Annotated in this window: 14 protein-coding genes; 8 read left to right on the top strand and 6 right to left on the bottom strand. The window is 63.4% G+C overall.

Features of this window, described 5'->3' with window-relative positions; translation table 11 throughout:
• The first annotated feature begins 147 nt into the window (after window positions 1-147).
• Complete coding sequence (gene gltX / locus AC1D08_RS24075; protein WP_457153633.1) at window positions 148-1,521, top strand: glutamate--tRNA ligase; 1,374 nt, start codon at window positions 148-150, stop codon at window positions 1,519-1,521.
• On the opposite strand, the gene AC1D08_RS24070 is transcribed toward gltX, so the two are convergent.
• Window positions 1,439-2,644, bottom strand: a complete 1,206-nt coding sequence (locus AC1D08_RS24070; protein ID WP_457153632.1) for a DUF2865 domain-containing protein — start codon at window positions 2,642-2,644, stop codon at window positions 1,439-1,441. The genes gltX and AC1D08_RS24070 overlap by 83 nt on opposite strands.
• A 209-nt stretch (window positions 2,645-2,853) precedes the next feature.
• On the opposite strand from AC1D08_RS24070, the gene AC1D08_RS24065 reads away from it, so the two are divergent.
• Window positions 2,854-3,474 (top strand): DUF1287 domain-containing protein, encoded by a 621-nt coding sequence (locus tag AC1D08_RS24065; RefSeq protein ID WP_457154982.1) that lies wholly within the window; start codon window positions 2,854-2,856, stop codon window positions 3,472-3,474.
• Here the strand turns inward: AC1D08_RS24065 and AC1D08_RS24060 are convergent, their stop codons facing one another.
• Both AC1D08_RS24060 and AC1D08_RS24055 read right to left on the bottom strand, forming a co-directional pair.
• A complete protein-coding gene (locus tag AC1D08_RS24060; RefSeq protein WP_095085105.1) occupies window positions 3,475-5,799 on the bottom strand; it encodes an NADP-dependent malic enzyme in 2,325 nt (774 codons plus the stop codon).
• 175 nt (window positions 5,800-5,974) lie between these two features.
• Complete coding sequence (locus AC1D08_RS24055) at window positions 5,975-6,754, bottom strand: SDR family oxidoreductase (protein ID WP_457151848.1); 780 nt, start codon at window positions 6,752-6,754, stop codon at window positions 5,975-5,977.
• Window positions 6,755-6,874: 120 nt separating this feature from the next.
• Between AC1D08_RS24055 and AC1D08_RS24050 the strand changes: the two genes are divergently transcribed.
• Both AC1D08_RS24050 and AC1D08_RS24045 read left to right on the top strand, forming a co-directional pair.
• Window positions 6,875-7,690, top strand: coding sequence for a UDP-2,3-diacylglucosamine diphosphatase (locus AC1D08_RS24050; protein WP_457151847.1), 816 nt, complete (start codon window positions 6,875-6,877; stop codon window positions 7,688-7,690).
• Between the two features lie 105 nt (window positions 7,691-7,795).
• Window positions 7,796-9,010: an MFS transporter gene (locus tag AC1D08_RS24045; RefSeq protein WP_457151846.1), complete on the top strand. Its 1,215-nt coding sequence runs from the start codon at window positions 7,796-7,798 to the stop codon at window positions 9,008-9,010.
• Here AC1D08_RS24045 and dgcA read toward each other — a convergent pair.
• Window positions 8,981-9,964: an N-acetyl-D-Glu racemase DgcA gene (dgcA, locus tag AC1D08_RS24040; protein ID WP_457151845.1), complete on the bottom strand. Its 984-nt coding sequence runs from the start codon at window positions 9,962-9,964 to the stop codon at window positions 8,981-8,983. The two genes, AC1D08_RS24045 and dgcA, sit on opposite strands and share 30 nt — an antisense overlap.
• Before the next feature lie 78 nt (window positions 9,965-10,042).
• On the opposite strand from dgcA, the gene AC1D08_RS24035 reads away from it, so the two are divergent.
• From AC1D08_RS24035 to AC1D08_RS24020, 4 genes are all read left to right on the top strand, one after another.
• A complete protein-coding gene (locus AC1D08_RS24035) occupies window positions 10,043-11,230 on the top strand; it encodes an MlaE family ABC transporter permease (RefSeq protein WP_457151844.1) in 1,188 nt (395 codons plus the stop codon).
• Window position 11,231: 1 nt separating this feature from the next.
• The gene (locus tag AC1D08_RS24030; RefSeq protein WP_457151843.1) at window positions 11,232-12,053 is read left to right on the top strand and encodes an ABC transporter ATP-binding protein; all 822 of its coding nucleotides are present in this window, start codon (window positions 11,232-11,234) and stop codon (window positions 12,051-12,053) included.
• A 14-nt stretch (window positions 12,054-12,067) separates the two neighbouring features.
• The gene (locus tag AC1D08_RS24025; protein ID WP_457151842.1) at window positions 12,068-13,441 is read left to right on the top strand and encodes an MlaD family protein; all 1,374 of its coding nucleotides are present in this window, start codon (window positions 12,068-12,070) and stop codon (window positions 13,439-13,441) included.
• 79 nt (window positions 13,442-13,520) lie between these two features.
• Entirely contained in the window at window positions 13,521-14,129 is a 609-nt protein-coding gene (locus AC1D08_RS24020) for an ABC-type transport auxiliary lipoprotein family protein (RefSeq protein WP_425352293.1), read from the top strand.
• A gap of 110 nt (window positions 14,130-14,239) precedes the next feature.
• Here the strand turns inward: AC1D08_RS24020 and AC1D08_RS24015 are convergent, their stop codons facing one another.
• Window positions 14,240-14,623, bottom strand: coding sequence for a macro domain-containing protein (locus AC1D08_RS24015; RefSeq protein WP_457151849.1), 384 nt, complete (start codon window positions 14,621-14,623; stop codon window positions 14,240-14,242).
• A gap of 137 nt (window positions 14,624-14,760) precedes the next feature.
• The gene (locus AC1D08_RS24010; RefSeq protein WP_477424227.1) at window positions 14,761-21,240 is read right to left on the bottom strand and encodes a kinesin; all 6,480 of its coding nucleotides are present in this window, start codon (window positions 21,238-21,240) and stop codon (window positions 14,761-14,763) included.
• Window positions 21,241-21,295: the final 55 nt, after the last annotated feature.

Here is a 21,295-nt window from a genome sequence, read left to right as displayed (position 1 = left end):
TGTTCGTCGGCGCAAGCACGCATGTCTATACGCCGCCTGAGGCGCACGCCGCCCCGGTCTTTTCATTGCGCGCGTCCTGTTCTATGTCTGCCGCACCGCGCGGGGGCGCGTCTTGTCAATCACAAAAGCATCCGGTACGCCCCGCTCATGACAGTTACCGTTCGTTTCGCCCCGTCGCCAACCGGCCGCATTCATATCGGCAATGCGCGCACCGCCCTGTTCAACTGGCTGTTTGCCATGAACAACAAGGGCCGCTTTATCCAGCGTTTCGACGACACCGACATTGCCCGCTCGAAGCAGGAATTCTCAGACGCCATCCTCTACGATTTGCATTGGCTGGGCATTTTCCCGGATGCCACCGAATACCAATCGCGGCGTTTCGAGGTCTATGACGCGGCGGTCGAAAGGCTGAAGGCGGCCGGCGTTCTCTACGCCTGCTACGAGACTCCGGAGGAGCTCGACCTCAGGCGCAAGGTGCGCCGCACGCGTGGCCTGCCGCCAGTCTATGGCCGCGAGGCGCTGGCGCTTTCGCCGGAGCAGATCGCCGAATACCAGGCCGATGGGCGCCGCCCGCACTGGCGCTTCCTGTTGCCCAATTTCTCAGGCGATCCACTGCAACCCGAACGTACCGAAATTCACTGGAACGATCTGGTGCGTGGCGAGGAAACCGTCGATCTTGCCTCGCTTTCGGACCCGGTTCTGGTGCGCGAGGACGGCACCTATCTCTATACCCTGCCTTCGGTGGTCGACGACATCGAGATGGGCGTCAGTCATGTCATCCGTGGTGACGACCACGTCACCAACACCGGCGTGCAGATCGCCCTGTTCCAGGCGCTGGCTGCAGAACCGCCGGTGTTCGGCCACCACAACCTCTTGACCACGGCATCGGGCGAGGGGTTGTCGAAACGCTCCGGCGCGCTCTCCATCGAAAGCCTGCGCGCGGACGGCATCGAGCCGATGGCCGTCGCTTCGCTCGCCGTGCTGGTCGGCACCTCGGAGAATGTCGCGGCTGTGCCAACGATGGCCGAACTCGCCGAACGCTTCGATCCGGCGGCGACATCGAAATCCGCGGCCAAGTTCGATCCTGACGAGCTCTTCGTGCTCAACCGGGCGCTGTTGCACCATATGCCGTTCTCCGAGGCGCAAGACCGGCTGATCGTGCTCGGCGTCTCGGGTGACCAGGCCGAGCCGTTCTGGCTTGCGGTGCGCGGCAATCTCGACAGGCTGGCCGATGCGACAAGCTGGTGGCGCACCTTGCGCGAGGGCCCGCAGGAGAGGCCGGAATTTTCCGACGACGACCGCGATTTCCTGGGTCAAGCGTTCGACCTGCTGCCGGAGGAACCCTGGAACGGGACGGTCTGGAAAGAGTGGACGGGCAAGATCAGGGAAGCAACCGGCCGCAAGGGCAAGGCGCTGTTCATGCCGCTGAGGCTCGCGCTTACCGGACTGCCTTCGGGGCCGGAGCTTGCAGATTTATTGCCGCTGATGGGTCGGGAAGGAACGTTGGCCCGACGACCCTGACCTTGCGTTGGTCCGGTGGCAAGGCTGACACCGGCGACGTCACCGGCTTGGCGGAAAGTCGCTTGATCGCCTCGCGGTCGAGTCCGCCCTCCACATTGGCCAGGGTTTCCGGATCGGTACCCGGATCGGGCTTGGTAGCCGGAACCGGAATGGACGGTGTCGCGTCCGTTTCGGGCTGGGACTGCTCAGGATTCGGCGGGTTGCCGGCGATGACCTGGAAATTCCGCGCGGCGTTGCAGCCGCAAGCCGGCGGCAGCGGCATGTTGGACTGCTTGTAGAGATAGGCGGTCGGCAATTCGCTGTAGGGCCGGCCGGTGACCGATGACGTCATCTCAGCCGAATCGTCATCCATGCCGCGCGAATAGAAAACCTGCATCTCTGTGCCAGGGCAGCTTGATTCGCAATTCTTCTGGTCGCGCTCGAAATCGCTCGTCGAAGCCGAATTCGACATCGGGAAGAAATAGCCGTCGCAGGTGCGCACGCATGTGGTGTGGAACTCGCCGCCGCCGACGCTCGAAAAATCCGGTACGCCGGGCCGGTTGAGCACCCTGCTGACATCGGGCTCCTCGCCCGGAACGTCAGGCTCATCGAGCGCATCGAGCTGCTGGCTGTTGCCGCCGAAAAGCTGTTCGAACAGGTTTGCGTTGCCGTCTTCGCGGTTCGCCTCCTGCAGCGGAGCGTTCCGCGGTACAAAAGTGTCGTCGCGGCAGCCCTTGGCCTCGAGCGCCGCCAGGATGCGGCCACGGTCGCGGCGCGAGCCGCCGCTGGCGAGCTTGGCGCGCTTGGCCTGCAGGCTATCGAGATTGGCATTCATACGATCGATGGTGGCGTTGAGCCCGGCGCATTCTCTGACATTGCGGCTGAACAGCGAAAAGCCGCAACCGGCGCTGCTGGATTTGCTGCGGGCCCTGGAGATCTGTTCGCGCTGCCTTTCGATTGCCGCGTCGTATTTGCGGATCAATGCCGGGCCACCACCGCCGCCGCGCGAGGCAGCGGCAAGATCGGCTTCCAACTGGCGGCAGACGCGCGAGGCGGCCTGCGGCTCGGTGACCGCGATGGCTGAAAGCACGAGCGCGCCAAGCAGCGCAGCAACATGCGTCAGCTTCAACCTTTCGCCCGTCATGTCCGAAAACCCCGCCTGCTTGCCTGCGCGATGCTACCGGATTCGCGGTTAATCGTTCCCTCAATCTACAACCAAAGATGGTCTTAGCCCAGAGACACGCCGTCGCGGATGTTCGGGTTCAGTCTCTGCCGTGAGATTCCGACGCCGCATGAAAAAGGCGTATTCGCCCAGAAAAAATGCCCGAATCCAGCGCGACCCGGAGGCTTGGCATGACCGCGATTACCCGTCGAACCGCGCTACAACTCGCTCTCTTGTGCCTGGCGCCGCCCGCTGCCATGGCGCAGGAGGAGCCCGATGCGCCGGACTGGCGCAGTCGATTGGTCGACGCCGCGCGTGAGCAGATCGGTGTCACCATCCTCTATGACCCAACCTATATGCGCTTGACCTATCCGGGTGGCGATGTCGCGCCGGAGCGGGGTGTGTGTACCGATGTCGTGGTTCGCGCCTATCGCCGCGCCTTCGAGCTCGATCTCCAAAGGTTGGTGCATGAGGATATGTTGGCTGATTTCGCGGCCTATCCGAAGATTTGGGGCCTGAAAGCGCCCGACCGCAACATCGACCATCGCCGGGTGCAGAACCTTGCCGTCTTTTTTGGACGGCGTGGTGTTTCCATGCCGGTCAGCCAGGATCCCGTCGACTTTCAACCGGGCGACCTCGTTACTCAGATGCTGCCCGGCAACCTGCCGCATATCGCCATCGTCTCATCAAATCGTTCGACGGAAGTGCCGGAAAGGGCGCTGGTCATCCACAATATCGGCCAAGGTGCCCACGAGGACGACACGTTGTTCGCCTTTAATCAGACCGGGCATTTCCGCTTTGCGCCGGCCTGATCAGCCTAGATTGACGACCGCCTGTGCCTTGTGAGCGGCTTCGACCACGGCAAGCGCTGTCATGTTGACGACGCCGCGCGAGGTGACCGACGGCGTCAATATATGCGCCGGCATGTCGGTGCCGAGCAGGATCGGCCCGACATGCAGCGCGTCCATCATGGTCCTGAGCGCGGACAGCGTGATGTTGGCCGAATCGAGGTTGGGGAACACCAGCAGATTGGCTTCGCCCTTCAGCCTGGAATGAGGATAAACGCGCTGGCGCAGATGCTCGGACAAAGCCGTGTCCGCGTGCATCTCGCCGTCGCACTCCAGTTCGGGGGCGATGCGCGCCAGGATCGCCGCCGCTTGCCGCATCTTGAGCGCGCTCGGCGAATCGCGCGAGCCGAAATCCGAATGCGACAGGAGCGCTGCCTTCGGCTCGATGCCGAAGCGCTGGATTTCTTCCGCCGCCAGCACGGTCATCTCGGCGATTTCCTCGGCGGTCGGGTCGACCGAGACATGCGTGTCGGTCAGGAAGATGATGCCGCGCTGCGAGATCAGCATCGAAAGCGTCGACAGGTCGTGATCCTTGATGCCGAGGCGGGGGCCGATGATCAGGGTGACGTTGCGCAGGTGCCGCTCGAAGCGTCCTTCGAGGCCGCAGACCATGGCATCGGCATCGCCACGCTTCAGCGCCAGTGCGGCGATCACCGTGTTGTCGGTACGCACCATCGTGCGGGCGGCTTCCGTCGTCACGCCGCGCCGGCCGGCGAGCTCGATCAAGAGGTCGACATAGTTGCGATAGCGCGGATCGTCCTCCGGATTGATCAGGCCGAAGTCGACACCGGGCTTGATTCGCAGGCCATAGCGTTTCAGGCGCACTTCGATGACGTGCGGGCGGCCGATCAGGATCGGTTCGGCGATGCCTTCCTCGAGCACCACCTGGGCGGCGCGCAGCACGCGCTCGTCCTCGCCATCGGCATAGATGACGCGCTTGGCGGTCGATGCCTTGGCGGACGAGAACACCGGCTTCATCACCAGTCCGGAGCGGAAGACGAAGCGGTTGAGCTTGTCGATATAGGCTGCGAAATCGGTGATCGGCCTTGTCGCGACGCCAGTGTCGCAGGCTGCCTTGGCGACGGCCGGGGCTATGCGCAGGATCAGGCGCGGATCGAAGGGCGAGGGGATCAGGAAGTCTGGCCCGAAGATTGGCGTCTCACCGGAATAGGCGCGGGCCGCGACATCGGACGGTTCCTCGCGGGCTAGCGCCGCAATCGCCCGGACCGCCGCCATCTTCATCTCCTCGTTGATGGCGCTGGCGCCGCAGTCGAGCGCACCGCGAAAAATGTAGGGAAAACACAGGACGTTGTTGACCTGATTGGGAAAATCCGACCTGCCGGTGCAGATCATCGCATCGGGACGGGCGGCGCGCGCCGCCTCCGGCATGATCTCCGGATTGGGGTTGGCCAGCGCCAGGATCAGCGGTTTCGGCGCCATGTGCTGCAGCAGTTCCGGCTTCAGCACACCTGCGGCCGACAGACCGAGGAAGACGTCGGCGCCGGGGATCACGTCAGCCAGCGTGCGCGCGTCGGTGTCCTTCACATAGGGGTCTTTCCAGCGGTCCATCTCGTCGACGCGGCCCTTGTAGGCGACGCCGAAACGGTCAGTGACCCAGATGTTTTCCACCCGTGCGCCAAGCGAGACCAACAGATTGAGGCAGGCAAGGGCGGCCGCACCTGCGCCCGACGTGACGATCTTGATGTCGGAGATGGTCTTGCCGGCAAATTCCAGCCCGTTGAGTACGGCGGCGGCGACGATGATGGCTGTGCCGTGCTGGTCGTCATGGAAGACCGGAATGCCCATGCGGGCCTTCAGCTGCTCTTCCACTTCGAAGCATTCGGGCGCCTTGATGTCCTCGAGGTTGATGCCGCCGAAGGTCGGTTCCAGCGCCGAGATTGTCTCGACCATGCGCTCAATGCCCGGCGCGTCGATCTCGATGTCGAAGACGTCGATGCCGGCGAATTTCTTGAACAGGACAGCCTTGCCTTCCATCACCGGCTTGGAGGCGAGCGGGCCGATATTGCCGAGGCCGAGCACGGCCGATCCGTTGGAGACGACGCCGACCAGATTGGCGCGCGCCGTATAGTCAGCGGCGGTCGCCGGATCGTCGCGGATTTCCAGGCAAGGGGCGGCGACGCCTGGAGAATAGGCGAGCGCAAGGTCGCGCTGGTTGCCGAGCGGCTTGGTCGCCTGGATTTCCAGCTTTCCCGGCCTTGGGTGCTTGTGGAAGTAGAGGGCGGCTTCGTCGAGGTCCGAACGTGCCGTCTTCTTGGTCTCGCCTTCCATGCGGCCGCTCCCTCGAAATCTCCCTGGAGAGTCCTTTTAGCATGCGGCCAAGGTTTGTCGCGACGCTAAATGACGCGCCGGCAGCTTTACCCGGCAGCGCGTCTAAAACACCATTATATCAGATGTTTACGCCGATTTCGTCGCATATGAGTCTTGCTGCGTACAGGCGCGTCGATCAAAAGGCGCTGACATAGAGGCCGCCGTCGACCGGTATGTTCTGACCGGTCAGATAACCGGCATGGACCGAGCACAGGAAGGCGCAGATCTGGCCGAATTCCTCCGGCGTGCCGAGCCGCTTGGCCGGAACATCGGCGCTGATGCGGGTCTTGCGCGCGGCGGCCGCCGCTGGATCCTCTGGTGTGCCGGCGTCATGCGGGCCACGCAGTCGGTCGGTGTCGAGTTTGCCCGGCAGCATGTTGTTGATGGTCACGTTGCGGTCGATCACCGTTCGCGCCACGCCGGCAAGGAACGAGGTCAGGCCGGCGCGCGCGCCCGACGACAGGTCGAGGCCGGGGATGGGGACGTAGACCGACAGCGAGGTGATGTTGACGATGCGGCCAAAGCCGCGCGCTGCCATGCCGTCGATGACGGCCTGCACCAACTCGACCGGCGTCACCATGTTCTGGGTGACGCCTTCAAGGATCTTCGCCCGATCGAGCTCACGGAAATCACGCAGTGGCGGGCCGCCATTGTTGTTGACGAGGATATCGGGTTCGGGGCACGCGGCGAGCAACGCCTTCTGCACCTCCGGCTTCGAGACGTCGCCGACGACTTCGGTCACCGTCACGCCATAGCGCTCGCGCAGCTCGGCTGCGGTCTTGGCCACCAGCTCCGCATTGCGGCCGTTGACGACGATGTCGCAGCCGGCTTCTGCCAGCGCCATGGCGCAGCCACGCCCAAGCCCCTTGCTGGAAGCGCAGACAATGGCTTTCTTTCCGCGAATGCCGAGATCCATGATGATTTTCTCCTTGTGAGCCGGCGGCAAGCTAGTCCTTCGGCTGGACCAATCGCAACCGTCATACGGTTGTTGCATGAATCGGGGCATAGCCTGCGCGAAAGCAAGGGTGAAATCGCGATGTCAGGCCAAGAGCCCCGCACTTTCCGCAGCATGTTCATTTCCGACGTTCATCTCGGCTCGAAGGCGGCCAAGGCCGAATTCCTGATCGATTTCCTTAGGTATCACGACGCCGACATCATCTATCTGGTCGGCGATATCGTCGATGGCTGGCGGCTGCGACGGAGCTGGCACTGGCCGCAAAGCCACAATGATGTCGTGCAGAAATTGCTGCGCAAGGCGCGCAAGGGCGCCAACATCACCTACATCGCCGGCAATCACGACGAGTTCGCGCGCCAGTTCCAGGGCGTGCATTTCGGCGGCATCGTGGTCGCCGACCGCGCCATCCACGAGACCGCCGACGGCAAGCGGCTGCTCGTCATCCATGGCGACCAGTTCGACACCGTCGTCCACAATGCGCGCTGGCTCGCCTATCTCGGCGATCACGCCTATGACGCGGCCATGCTGGTCAACCGCGTGGTGACGCGACTGCGCCAACTGCTTGGCCTGCCGTACTGGTCGTTCTCGTCCTGGGCCAAGGTCAACGTCAAGAAGGCGGTGAATTTCATCGGCTCGTTCCAGACCATGCTTGCGGAAGAGGCGCGCCGCTCGCATGTCGACGGCATCATCTGCGGCCATATCCATCACGCCGCCATCGAGAGTTTTGGCGATGTCCAATACATCAACACCGGCGACTGGGTGGAAAGCTGCACGGCGGTGGTCGAGCATTTCGATGGCCGGATGGAAATCCTGACCTGGGCGCAGGTGCTGCCCGAGGCGCCGGACCAACCGTTTATCCCGTTGCTCCTCGAAGACCGGGTCGGGCAGGCGGCCTGACGCGGATCAATCGATTAGGCCAACCGGTTTCGCCCGGTTTTCGCCCATGTTAAGGGATCGATACACGTTGCCGTCCGGTCGAGTGCAGCGTTATTGGATCGATTCATGTCGCTGCCGCCGCTTTCGCCTGAACAACTCGTCAAGCCGCGCCATTTTGAACTGCGCATGAGCCTGATCTTCGCGACGCTGTTCGTGCCGCTCGGAACGCATGTGCCCTATTTCCCGCTGTGGCTGCAGGCCGAGGGTTTTCATCCCGAGCAGATCGCCGCCATTCTGGCGGCGCCGATGTTCCTGCGCGTGGTGACGACGCCGTTGCTGACCGCACTTGCCGACAGGGCCAGGGACCGCGCCGATATCTATGTCGCGCTGGTGGCGGCGTCACTGCTGCTATCGGCCGGTTATTTCCTGACCCCGAGCTACGCCATGGTGCTGGCGGTGTCGCTGGCGCTGACCATCGTCTGGACGCCGCATTCGCCGATCGCCGACTCGCTGGCACTTTCGGGTGTGCGGCGGTTTGGCTCGAACTATACGAGCATGCGAAAATGGGGCTCGATCTCCTACTTGTTCGCCAATGTCGCCGGTGGCTTCATCCTGTCGGCAACCGGCTCCGGGGCCGTTCCGGTGATCATCTTCGTTTCACTTGCCGCGGCCCTTGCTGCCGGCTTGCTGGCGCCGCGTCTCGGCCGTCCGCGACGCGCCTCGCCGCTGTCGGCGACCGACATCCAGCACGTGGCGCCAAAGCTTCTCAACCCATATTTCCTGTATTTTTCGATCGGTGTCGGCGTCATCACCGCCAGCCACGCATTCCTGTACGGCTTCGTCTCCATCTACTGGAAATCGATCGGCCTCAGCGATTCGGTTGTCGGCCTTTTGTGGGCATGGGGCGTGGTCGCGGAAGTTTGCATGTTCATGATGTTCACCCGCTATTTCAGCTCGTTCTCCGTCGTCTCGATCATGGTGATGGCGGGTATCGGGGCGATCGTGCGCTGGATCGCCTTTCCGCTTGTGTGGCCGCTCGGCCTCGGCGTTGCCGGATTTTTCGGCGTCCAGACGCTGCATTCGGTCTCAGTGGCGCTGGTGCTGATCGGCCTGCAGAAGATGATCGGCGAAACGGTTTCCGAAGAGCGGACAGGTGCTGCGCAAGGCATCGCCTATTTCTCCAACGGCTTCTTCATGGCGGTGGTGACGCTGGCGTCCGGCCCGCTTTACCACCGCTTCGGCGTCGACGGCTTTTTTGCCATGATCCCGATCGCCTTGATCGGTCTGGTGCTGATCGGACTTGCGGCGCGCTCAGCCCCACAGCGCCGTATCAGGCGGTGACACCAGCGATCCCTGGTAGACAAGGCCGGGCACACGGTCGCGGGCAAGCAGGAGCGGACCGTCGAGGTCGACGAAATCGGCATCCTGGGCGAGCAATACCGCCGGCGCCATCGCCAGCGACGTGCCGACCATGCAGCCGACCATAACGCCGAAACCGAGTTCGCGGGCGCGATCGCGCAGCACCAAAGCCGCTGTCAGCCCGCCCGATTTATCGAGCTTGATGTTGACGGCATCGTAGAGGCCGACCAGCGCTACGAGATTCTCAGCCTCATGCACGCTCTCATCGGCGCAGATCGGTACGGGGTGCGCGATATGGCGCAGGATCTCGTCTTTGCCGGCCGGCAGCGGCTGTTCGATCAGCGCGATGCCTTGCTCGGCGGCAAAGGCGAGGTTCGCGGCGATGTTGTCGTCGGTCCAGCCCTCGTTGGCGTCGAGGATGATGCGGCTGTCGGGCGCGGCTTGCCTGACGGCGCGGATACGGGCGACGTCGTTGTCGCCGCCGATCTTCACCTTGAGCAGCGGCCGCGCCGCATTGGCACGCGCCTGCGCCGCCATCGCCTCCGGTTCACCCAGCGACAGCGTGTAGGCCGTTTCAAGTGACCTTAACGATACAGCGCCAATGGCAGCAGCCACCGGTATCCCGCTGATCTTTGCTTCCAGATCCCACAGGGCGCAGTCGATGGCGTTGCGGGCAGCTCCAGCCGGCATGGCATCAAGCAGGGCGTTCCGGCTGATGCCGGCGGCGATCCGCTCGCGCATGGCTTCGATCGCCTCGCCCACGCCGTCCATGGTCTCGCCATAGCGCTTGTAGGGAACGCATTCGCCGCGACCCGTGTGGCTGTCCACACTGATCGTGCAAGTGATGACCTCGGCTTGGGTCTTGGAACCGCGTGAGATGGTGAAGCTTCCGGCGATGGGGAAACGTTCTGCCTCAACCGAAATGACACGCGCCATATTTTTCTGCTCCGGCTATGCAACAACGGGCGAGTCGGCAAATCGACAGCTTGGTTCCGTCAGGCTAAACAGGACGCCATGTTGACTATCGGCAAGCGCGACGCAAGCGGCACGACCGCGGGGGAGGCTGACCACGAACCGCGCGTGGCGATCGGCGAGGAGGACGGCGTTCTAGGCTGCGTTTTCTCGGGAATCTGGACGACACGGACCGTCGCGCTGATCGACGCCGACATGCGCAAGATCGAGAAGCGAAGTGGTTTCAAGACCTTGGCGCTCGATCTTTCCAACATCGAGAAGATGGATACCGCCGGCGCCTGGCTGATCGACCGGCTGGTCTGTGCCTTCGAGAAGAAGGGCGTCAAGATCAGCATGCAAGGCCAGAGCGAGATTGCCAACATCCTGCTCGATGCGGTGGGCGAGGCCGTCCGGCGCGAACCCGAATCCGGTCCGGCACGGCCACCCACCATCATCATTCGCGCGCTGGAGGCGGTCGGCCGGCGCGTCTACGAGATGCGCGACGACTTCCTCGCCTCGATGAACATCCTCGGCGCCACCATCCGCGGCGCGCAGATGAAGCTCGGCCGTGGCCATGCCGTCAACCCGGCGGCGATCTTCAACCAGATCGACCGCATGGGCGTCGGCGCCATTCCGGTGGTGGTGCTGATGTCGGCGATCGTCGGTGCCATCGTTGCCCAGCAAGGCGCCTATCAGCTCAGCTACTTCGGCGCCGATATCTTCGTCGTCGACCTGGTCGGCGTGCTGATCCTGCGCGAGCTTGGCGTGCTGATGACCGCGATCATGATCGCCGGCCGCTCCGGAAGCGCGATCACCGCCGAGATCGGCTCGATGAAGATGCGCGAGGAAGTCGACGCGCTGAAAGTCATCGGCCTCAACCCGATCGGCGTGCTGGTCTTTCCGCGCCTCGTGGCACTGGTCATCGCCTTGCCGTGCCTCACCATCATTGCCAATTTCGCGGCACTCGGCGGCGGCATCGTCGCGGCTTGGCTGTACTCCGATATCGCACCTGCTGCCTTCATCGACCGGCTGCGCGTCGCCATCGATCTCAGCACCATTTTCGCCGGCCTGATCAAGGCGCCGTTCATGGCCATGATCATCGGCACGATTGCCTCGGTCGAAGGCATGAAGGTCGGCGGCAGCGCCGAATCGCTCGGCCAGCACGTGACCGCCTCGGTGGTTAAGTCGATCTTCGTCGTCATCATCCTCGACGGGCTTTTCGCCATCTTCTACGCAGCGATCGAGTTCTGAGATGGCGCTGCTGAGCAGAAAAAAGCCGGTCGCGATCGCGGACGAAACGGGCGAGGGCGACATCGTGCTTTCCGCGCACAACATCACCGTCTCGTTCGCCGACAAGCTCATACTCGACAAGCTGTCGCTCGATATCCGGCGCGGCGAGATCCTTGGCTTTGTCGGTGCCTCGGGCGCCGGCAAATCCGTTCTGCTGCGCACCATTCTTGGGCTGACGCGCAAACAGTCGGGCACGATCAAGCTGTTCGGCGTCGATGTCGAGAAAGCGAGCGACGTCGAGCGTCTGCGAGTCGACATGCGGCTTGGCGTGCTGTTTCAGCACGGCGCCCTTTTTTCGGCGCTGACAGTGCTGGAAAACGTCCAGGTGCCGATGCGCGAATATCTCGACCTGCCGCGAAAGCTGATGGACGAACTGGCGATGCTAAAGATCGAGCTGGTCGGGCTGCCGCCGGACGCCGCGCAGAAATTTCCGTCCGAACTTTCCGGAGGCATGATCAAGCGGGCGGCGTTGGCACGGGCGCTGGCGCTCGACCCCGACATCGTCTTCCTCGACGAGCCGACATCCGGCCTCGATCCGATCAGCGCGGCGGAGTTCGACGAACTGGTCGTCAAGCTGCGCGATACGATGGATCTGACCGTTTATATGGTGACGCACGATCTCGACACGCTTTTCACCGCTTGCGATCGCGTGGCCGTGCTCGGCAAGAAGAGAGTGCTGGTCGAAGGCACCATTGACGACATGCTGAAGAGCGAGGAGCCGTGGGTAAAATCCTATTTCCGCGGAAAACGCGCCCGGCAACTTGATCTTGCGGCGCGCGCATAGCCATAAGTGGGACAATGGAAACCAGAGCCAACTACGTTATTGTCGGCATTTTCACGCTGGCCGCGATCCTGGCGGCGTTTGCCTTCGTCTACTGGACGGCGGCGATCGGCGACAAGGGCGAGACCACGTTGCTGCGCGTGCGTATTCCGGGCTCGGCTTCCGGGCTTGGCCGCGGCAGCTTCGTGCTGTTCAACGGCGTCAAGGTCGGTGATGTCAGGCGCGTCTATATCGATGTCGACAATCCGACCGTCGCCATCGCCGACACCGAGATCGATCGCCTGACGCCGATCACCAAGTCGACGCAGGCGGATATCGGCCTCGCCGGCCTCACCGGACAGGCCAATATCGAACTCAAGGGCGCTGACCCCAAGGAAGTAAAGCTCCTCGACCAGGCCGAGAAGGAGGGCAAGGTCGCCGAGATCGTCGCCAACCCATCGGCGGTGACCAACCTGCTGCAGACGGCACAGAACATCTTCTCCCGCGCCGACAAGGTGCTTTCTGAGCTTGAAGGCTTCACCAAGGATGTGCGCGGGCCGCTGACGCAAACCGTCAAGAATGCGCAGACCTTCTCCGATGCGCTGGCCAAGAATTCGGACGGCATCGACAAGTTCCTCTCCAGCGTCAGTGCGCTCTCCGACGAGCTGAAAGGCGTTTCTGGCAAGCTCGACGGCACGCTGAAAGCAGCCGAAGGCCTGCTCAATGCCGTCGACAAGGACAAGATCAAGAGCATCGTCGCCAACGTCGATACGGCAACTGCGAATCTCAAGCAGACGTCGACGCAGCTCGACGGCGTCATCAAGAATGTCGACACCGCTGTCGGGTCCGTCAACGATTTCGCCAAGCAGACGCAAGGCACGCTAGCCAAGGTCGATGGTGTGCTCGACGGTATCGATCCGGCGCAAGTGCGCTCCGCACTGGCCAACATCCAGAAAGCCAGCGAAAACGCCAACAAGGCCGCCGCCGACATCGCTGAGGTGACCGACAAGTTCGCCAATCGGGCCGACGACATCGACCAGACGATCAAGGATGCCAAGCAACTGGCACAGCGGCTCAACGATGCCTCGGTGCGTGTCGACGGAATCCTCGCCAAGGTCGACACCTTGCTCGGGTCGGGCCAGGCCGACGGCGTGATGGCCGACGCCAGGGATACTCTGAAGTCGTTCAAGCAGGTTGCCGACACTTTGAATTCCCGCCTGGGCGTCATTACCGACAATCTGGCGCGCTTTTCGGGCCAGGGGCTTTCGAATGTCGAGGCGCTGGTGCAGGACAGCCGCCGTTCGATCAGTCGCATCGAGGAGGCCGTAACGGATCTCAGCCGCAATCCGCAGCGCATCCTTTCGGGTGGCGATGGCGAGGTTCGGCAGTTCGATGGCAGGGCGCGGCGTTGACTTCGGCTCCGGCACGCCTCAAGAACATGAGCTGCGAAAGTGGGTTGATCTTACGATCCGGGGACAACGGGGATCGCGCGTGAAGTCTGTGTGGGTGAGAACGGGCGGGTTGACATCGGCTGCGGCACTGCTTGCCCTGACACTAGCGGGTTGCGCGGTGTTGGGCGGCAAGCCCGCGCCGCTCGACACGTTCGAGTTGTCGGCGCCTTCGGTCGACGCGCATGGCCACAGCCGCCGACAGATCCTGATCGCGCAGCCGTCGGCACTCAAGGCGTTGGACAGCCAGAACATCGTCATCAAGCCGTCGGATCGCTCGATCCAGTATCTCAAGGGCGCGCAATGGGCCGACCGGCTGCCGCTGATCGTGCAGGCGCGGCTGGCCGAGACGTTCCAGCGCTCAGGCAGCTTTGCCGGCGTCGGCAAGCCGGGTGAGGGCCTGGCTATCGATTACCAGGTGATTGTCGAGGTCCGGTCTTTCGAAGTCCGCGTCGACGGCGGCGAGCACGCCGAGGTCGACCTGTTCGTGCGGATATTGAACGACCGCAATGGCGAGGTGCGTGCCTCCAAGAGCTTCACCGCATCGGCGCCCGTTTCAGGCAGCGGCAATCCTGCCTATGTCAGGGCGCTCGACAGCGCGTTTGGAGATACCGCCAAGCAGATCGTGCGTTGGACGGATTCGGTCATCTGAGCGGGTCAAATGGGGATGATCCGGACAGCCGAGACGGTTCAGCCGACGTATTCAACAAGGGTGTGATCTTCATCGGCGAGTTCGTCCTCGATGATTGAGGCTATCGTTTCCTAATCACCTCCAGCCAGCCCGGCGCCAATTTTCGGGTAACCAATCCTCTTGCCTGTGAATTTGGCTTTGACGGACTGCATGACTTTCCGGATTGCTTCGTAGTCTGCCTTCACGCCTGTTCCCTGCCAATGGAACTGCGTGTAGCCATTGATGACATGGAACGTGCGGCCCTCTCGCCTGATCTCAGCAACAGACAGGCTTCCCAGTTTGGCTGGGTCGCCCTTCGGTGTTGCGCAATCCGCGGCGTATGCCTCGGGAAATCGCTGCTTTATTGAGAGAGCAATTCCCTTGCCCATTTGGCACTGGCAGTTGCATCCGTGCACGATGGCATCGAACCTTCCGTCGAGTGCAAGCTGAAGCAGATCACCACGAACTGTCTGCATTGCCACGAAATCCCGACCTCAATCCACAGCGCGAGCATCCAACCAAATCGCGAGATTGGCGACATTCCAAACGATCTTTTCAGGATTGGCTTCAAACAGAAAGGGCAGGTCGCCCTTTCTGTTTTGCTGTCCCGCCCTTAATGCAGGCGGCCGCTTGCATGGGCCAGCATGGTGTAGACCTTGCCGGTGTCCGACGTCAGATAGGTCTGCGCCATGATGTTGTCGCGGTCGTTGCGCGAGACATCCTTGAGCAGCTTCTCGAAATCGTCGCAGTAGCGGTCGACGGCAGTGCGGAACTCGGCCTCCGCCTGATACTTGCGACGGATCTCGTCGAACGTCTGCTGGCCCTTCAGCGTGTAGAGCCGCCGCGTGAACACGTCACGCTCGCCACGCCGGTAGCGGTTCCACAGTTCGATCGAAGCATCGTGGTCGATGGCCCGCGCGATGTCGACGGAGAGCGAGTTCAGCGATTCCACGACATGCAGCGGTGAGCGCTGGGCAGGAGCCGGACGCGGTGCTTCCGCGGGCGTTGCCGGCCTGGCGTCCTCTTCGCGCGATGCCCCGGTCAGGAGATCGCGCACCCAGCCGCCCTGTGGTGTACGGGCGCCGGCTTCAACACGCGGGCGCGGTGCCGCCTCGGCCGGACGCTCCAGGTCGAGCGTGCCGCGCAGTGGAGCGCCGCCCAAAGGCGCCTGGGGTGTGCGCAGTTCCGGCTGCTGTGCCGGTGGTGCACGCCGTGGTGGCTCGGCAGGGCGTGCGGCCGGCGCTTGCGGTGCCGGGCGAAGATTGCGTTGCTCGGCGGCATCGCCGCCGCGACCGGACTTCGCAACGATCTCCGAAAGCTCTTTCAGGGCGTTGATCTGCTCGGAAACGGCGCGGCGGATGGCCGAGGTCGATTCCTTTGCCTCTTCCGGCATCTCGATGACGCCCTTCTTGAGCTCGGCGCGGGTAAGGTCGAGCTCGCTCTTGATCGAGCCCGCGGTGCGCCGCATCTCTTCGGTCGCATCGGCGAAGCGCTTGGTCGCCGAATCGACGACATCGGTGATGGCGTTGCGGATCTTGTCGGCCGACTCCATGGTCTTGCCCTCGGCGTTCTGCAGCGTCTGGCCGACGAGATTTTCGAACGAGCGCATGATCCTTTCGAGATCTTCCGACTTCTTGACAAGGCCAACGGCGAGATCCTCGAGCGACGACTGCCTTTCGAGCGTGTGCTCGAGGTTGCTCTGGGCCGAGCTCAGCAGGTCCGAGGCGCTGACCAGCAGGCGGCTGTGTTCGTCGAACTTGGTGGCGATCGAAGCGACCTCGCGCAAGGTGGACGACGACAGTTCCGTCAGCCTTGTCGTGTTCGAATCGACCAGCCGTGCCGAGCTGGCGAAGGTTTGCGCGGCCTTCTCGGTGGTGGTGGCGAAGCTTTGCGTGCTGCCGCTCAGACGTTCGTCGACCTGGCCGAGATTGACCGCGGCCTGCTCGATCAATTGACCGAGCTGCGAGCTGGACGTGGTCATGCGGCCAATGAGATCGGCGACGCTGTCGGACAGCGACGAGCGGGCGCCTTCGACCGCCGACAAGGTCTCGGCGGTGCGGTTGGCGAGCGCGTTGACAAGTGCGGCATTCTCGGCCCGCAGCTTCTCGGTGGCGCGTTCGGTGACCTCTTCCATGCTCTTTTGCAGTTCCGAGCCGCCCTGGGCGAAGCGCTCGACCAGCGGCCGCGCGGTTTCGTCTAGGATCTTCGACATCTCGGCCGAACGCGCCGCGAGCATGGTGTTGAGCTCGCGGGTGTTGGCGCCGATCGTCTTGGCGGCGTCGTTGGTGCTCTGGCCGATATGCTGGCCAACCGCGGTGAAGGTCTCCGCGATCACATTGGCGCGCGAGACGAGTTGCGCCTCGGCATTCGCCACCTGCTCGTTGATCCTTTGGCCCATCGTCTCGGCCGTGTAGGCGAGGCGGTTCTCGACGCCTGAGACCTGCTCTTCAACACGGGCGGCCGCAGCCGCCGCGCTCGATGCGAGCCGCTCGTCGGCGCCGGTAAGCGCCTGTTCGATTTCGCGGGCATGCACGGCCATTTCCTGACCGGTCCGCCTTGCACGTTCGGCGACCCTCTGCTCGGTGTCGGTAAAGGCGCCGACGATGGTCTCGGCATGCTCGCCGATCGTCGACGAGCTGCTGGCGATGCGCGACACCAGACGCTGATCGGCTTCGTCGAAGATGCGACCGATTTCCGACGCACGGCTCGACAGCGCTTCCGAACCTTCGGCGATGCGCGAGACCAATTGCTGGTCCGCGGCATCGAAGATACGGCCGAGATCCGATGCACGCGCGGCAAGCGCCTCGGCCGATTCGCCGATGCGCATACCGAGCCGCTGATCGGCGCCTTCGAAATTGCGCAGGATGTCGCCGGCGCGGGCGGCCAGCGACTGTGCGGTTTCGACAGCGCGCGCGACCAATTTCTGGTCTGCCGCATCGAATGCGCCGGCGATCTCGCTGGCACGGGCAGCCATATGGTCGGCGGTGTCCTGAGCCCGGGCGGTAAGCTGATCGGCGGTTTCCTGGGCGCGGGCGGCGATCTTCCGGTCCGCCACGTCGAAGGTACCGGCGATCTCGCCTGCACGAGCGGCCAGCTGGTCAGCGGTTTCATGGGCGCGGGCCAGCAAGGAGCTGGAGGTGTCATCCGCGCGGGCAAGCAAGGCGTTCGACGTATCTTCCGCACGGGTGTGGAGGCGGCGATCGGCTTCCTCGAAGGTGCGGGCGATGTCTTCGGCCCTCGCCAGCAGGGCGGCGGAGGTCTGCTCGGCGCGCTCGGCGATCCTGCGGTCGGCGTCACTGAACGCAGCACCGGCCTGCTCATGCAGCGTGCTGGTGATTTCCAGGACCTTTTCGCGCAACGCGCCGGCAACGAAGACCGCGCTTTTCTCGAGCACGGCTCGGACGTTGTCGACGCCTGTCGAGAGCGCACGCTCCATGGTGCCGGCGCGCTCCTCGATGACGCCGGTCTGGCGGCTGAACGCCTGCTCGATCTTCTCGACATCGGCAGCGATCGCCGCAGAGATATCGGTGCTCCTGGCGGCGATCTGGTCGATATGGCCCGACAGCGAGCGGTCGACGTCCTGGCGGGTCTCGGCGAGCTTGCCGAGATCGTCTTCCAGCGCGCGGGCCAGCATGTTGCGCCCTTCCGACAGCTTGCCGACATGTCCTGCGATGATGTCGTCGATGTCGCTGCGGCTTGCGGAAAGCTTCTGCAGGTCGGCTTCCAGCGCACGCTTGAGGATATCGCGGCCTTCGGCGAGTTTCTCGACTTGGCCGGCGACCAGTCCGTCGATGCTGGAGCGACTTTCCGCCAGCTTGGCGAGATCGTCTTCGAGCGCCTTCGAGAGGGTCGAGCGCTCCCCGACAAGTCTTTCCGAATGGCTGTTCACCAGGCCGCTGACGTTTTGGAGATCAGCCTCGAGTGCCTGGGCGAACTGCGCCCGGTCATCGACCAGTTTCTGCGACTGGTCGGCAACGGCGCCCGTGATCGCATTGAGGTCGGCTTCCAGCGCGCGCCGCAGGATGTCGCGGCCTTGCGACAGCTTCTCGACTTGACCGGCAACCAGCCCGTCGATGCTGGAGCGGCTTTCGGCCAGCTTGGCAAGATCGTCTTCGAGCGCCTTCGACAGGGTCGAGCGCTCTCCGACAAGCCGTTCCGCATGGCTGCCGACCAGGCCACTGACGTTTTCGAGATCAGCCTCGAGTGCCTTCGACAGCGTCGAACGATCCTGGGCGAGCCGTTCGGAGTGGCTGTTGACAAGGCTGTTGACGCTTTCGAGATCGGCCTCGAGCGCACGGGCGAACTGCGCCCGGTCATCGACCAGTTTCTGCGACTGGTCGGCAACGGTGCTCTGGATCGCATTGAGGTCGGCTTCCAGCGCACGCCGCAGGATGTTGCGGCCTTCCGACAACTTCTCGACCTGACCGGCGACCAGCCCGTCGATGCTGGAGCGGCTCTCCGCTAGCTTGGCGAGGTCATCTTCAAGCGCCTTCGACAAGGTCGAACGATCCTGAACGAGCTTGTTCATGTGGTCGGCGATGACGCTGTTCACATTCTGCAGGTCGGCTTCCAGCACCCGCGAAAGCTGCCCGCGATCCTCGGCGAGCCTTTCCGACTGGCTGGCAATGACGCCCTTGATCGTGTTCAGATCGGATTCCAGCGCCCGCTTGAGAATGTCGCGGCCTTCGGCGAGCTTCTCGACCTGGCCGGCAACCAGGCCATCGATGCTCGATCGGCTTTCGGCCAACTTGGCAAGGTCGGCCTCGAGCGTCTGCGACAGCAGGCTGCGATCTTCGACCAGCCGTCCCGCATGGCTGTCGATCAGGCCGCGTATGCTGGACAGATCGTTGTCGAGCGACTGGGAAAGCTGCGTGCGGTCGTCCGCCAGCTTGGCGGAATGGGCTTCGATCAGGCTCTTGATGCCGCTGATGTCGTTTTCCAGTGCCTTGGCGAGCACGGCGCGACCCTCGGCGATCTTCTCGACCTGGCCGGCGACGAGACCGTCGATGCTGGCACGGCTGTCGGACAATTTGCCGAGATCGGCTTCCAAAGCGCGCGACAGGATGCTGCGGCCCTCGGCCAGCTTGCCGACGTGTCCAGCAACCATTTCATCAATGATTGTACGAGCTTGTACCAGTTTCCCCGAGTCTTCGTTCAAGGCAGCGGAGAGCCTGTTGCGGCCTTCTTCCAGCCTTTCAAGATGGCCGCCGAGCGACGCATCGATGGCCGCCCGCGATTCGTTGACCTTGCGCAGATCCTCCTCGAGGGCGCGCGCGATCAGGCTGCGGCCTTCGGCCAGCTTCTGCACCTGGTTGGTCACCGCGGCATCGATGCCGGCGCGGCCTTCGTCGAACTTCGCCAGGTCGGCCTGCATGGCCTCGGTCATGCGATCGCGGCTTTCCGAAAGCTTGCGGCTGTGGTTTTCGACGGCTTCCTCGATTCCTGCGCGGGCGTCGGCAAGCCGCTGAATGTCGCTATCGAACGAACGCGATACGACATGACGCGCGGCTTCCATACGGCCGGCGAAGTCGCTGGCGCGGGCTTCGAGCATGGAGGAGGTCGAGGTGACGATGTCGGCCATATCGGCGCCGATCTGGGTCTTGCCCTGATCGATCATCGCCGACAGAGTGTCCTTGCTCTCGGCAAAGGTGTGCGCGATTTCGCGGGCACGCTCGACCAGCGTCTCATTGATCTGGCGGGCGCGGGCCTCGAGCGCTGCGTTGAGCTTCTGCGTTCCGGTGTCCAGCGCCTCGGCGCGGGTCTGGAATTCGCTGATCAGCGCCTGGCCGCGTTCTGCGAGCGTCCGCTCGATGCCGTTGAGGCTGGCCTCGAATTCGGAATTGAGGGTGCGCGCGGCACCGCCGAGCAGAGACACCATGCCGGTGGTGCGATCGTCGAGGAGATCGGTCAACGACCGTGTCAGGCCGTCGGTGGTGTCGGTCAGTTTGGCTATGCGGGTGTCGAGCAGGCTGGCGAAGGCCTCGCCCGAGGTCGACAGCTTGTCGGTGATCGTATCGAGCCGGCCTTCCACCGAATCGAAGATCGACAACGAGCTTTCATTGATGCGGTCGATGAGCGTGTCGCCGGAATTGGTGATCGTCATCGACAGCTTGGTCGACGCATTGAGGATGCTGTCGCGGATGATGTCGGAGGCGGCGCCGATCTCGTCCTTCAGCGTCTCATGCGCGCCGGTGATCGAGGCGCGGACGCGCTCGGCATGGCTGACGACGGCTTCACGCTCGCTGCCGAGCCCGTCGACCAGCGAACGGATGCGGGACTCATTCTCCGAATAGGAGCGCTCGATCTGGTTGACCTCGCTGTGGACCAGCGTTTCCAGTTCGACGGCGCGGGCAAGCGTGCGCTCGATGCCTTCGCCCATGGCGGCGACCTCGCGACGAACGGCCTGGCCGATCATCATGACGCGATCCTGGGCAAGGTTTTCCGGCTCGGTCAGTCGGAAGGCCACTTCGGTCATCGACTGGGCGGCAATGCGCATTTCCTGGGCGCGGCGGATCATCGCCGCGAAGGCCCAGAACAGGATGACGGGCACAATCGCCGCGACCGCCAGACCGATCAGTTCGGGACGGGCAAGAAACTGGTCGAGCGTGCGGATTCTCCAGATGCTCGGTCCGAAGAGGAGGTTGGCCAGACCGCCTGCACCGGCGAACCAGGCGAGTGAGACGAAGGCAACGACCCAGTAAATGGTGTTCGAGGCACGCCTGTTGAGGCTGTGCAAGAGCGTCTTGTAGTCCTTCTGGCGATCGTCATTGGCTGGCGCGAAACCGGCGGGCTGGGCACCATTGCGTGTTTCGACGGGGCGCAACTCGGCGGGCTTGGGCTGGGGCGCGGGTTTCGTGGCCTCACTACGCGCGGCCTGGCTCTGATTGACTGCTGGCGCCGGCTTGTCGTTGCGTCCCTCGCGCGCCAGTTCGTCGGCGGCCTGGGATATCTGCGCTTCCAGATCTTCCATCGAAGCCGCGATGTCGAGGTCGCCGTCGCCGGCATCGCTGCTGAGGTCTAGATCAAGCGCCTTTTCCAGTTCCCTGGCCACATCGTTGTCGAGAGTTCTCGTCGTCGTTGTTTTCTTTGCCATGCCTTCTACCCTGTACTAGCTGCTGCGGGCTTATAATTGTGTTTTTATCGTACCC

The organism is Mesorhizobium sp. P2_E6, from assembly GCF_056403835.1.
This window is presented reverse-complemented; position numbering and strand designations above follow the sequence as displayed.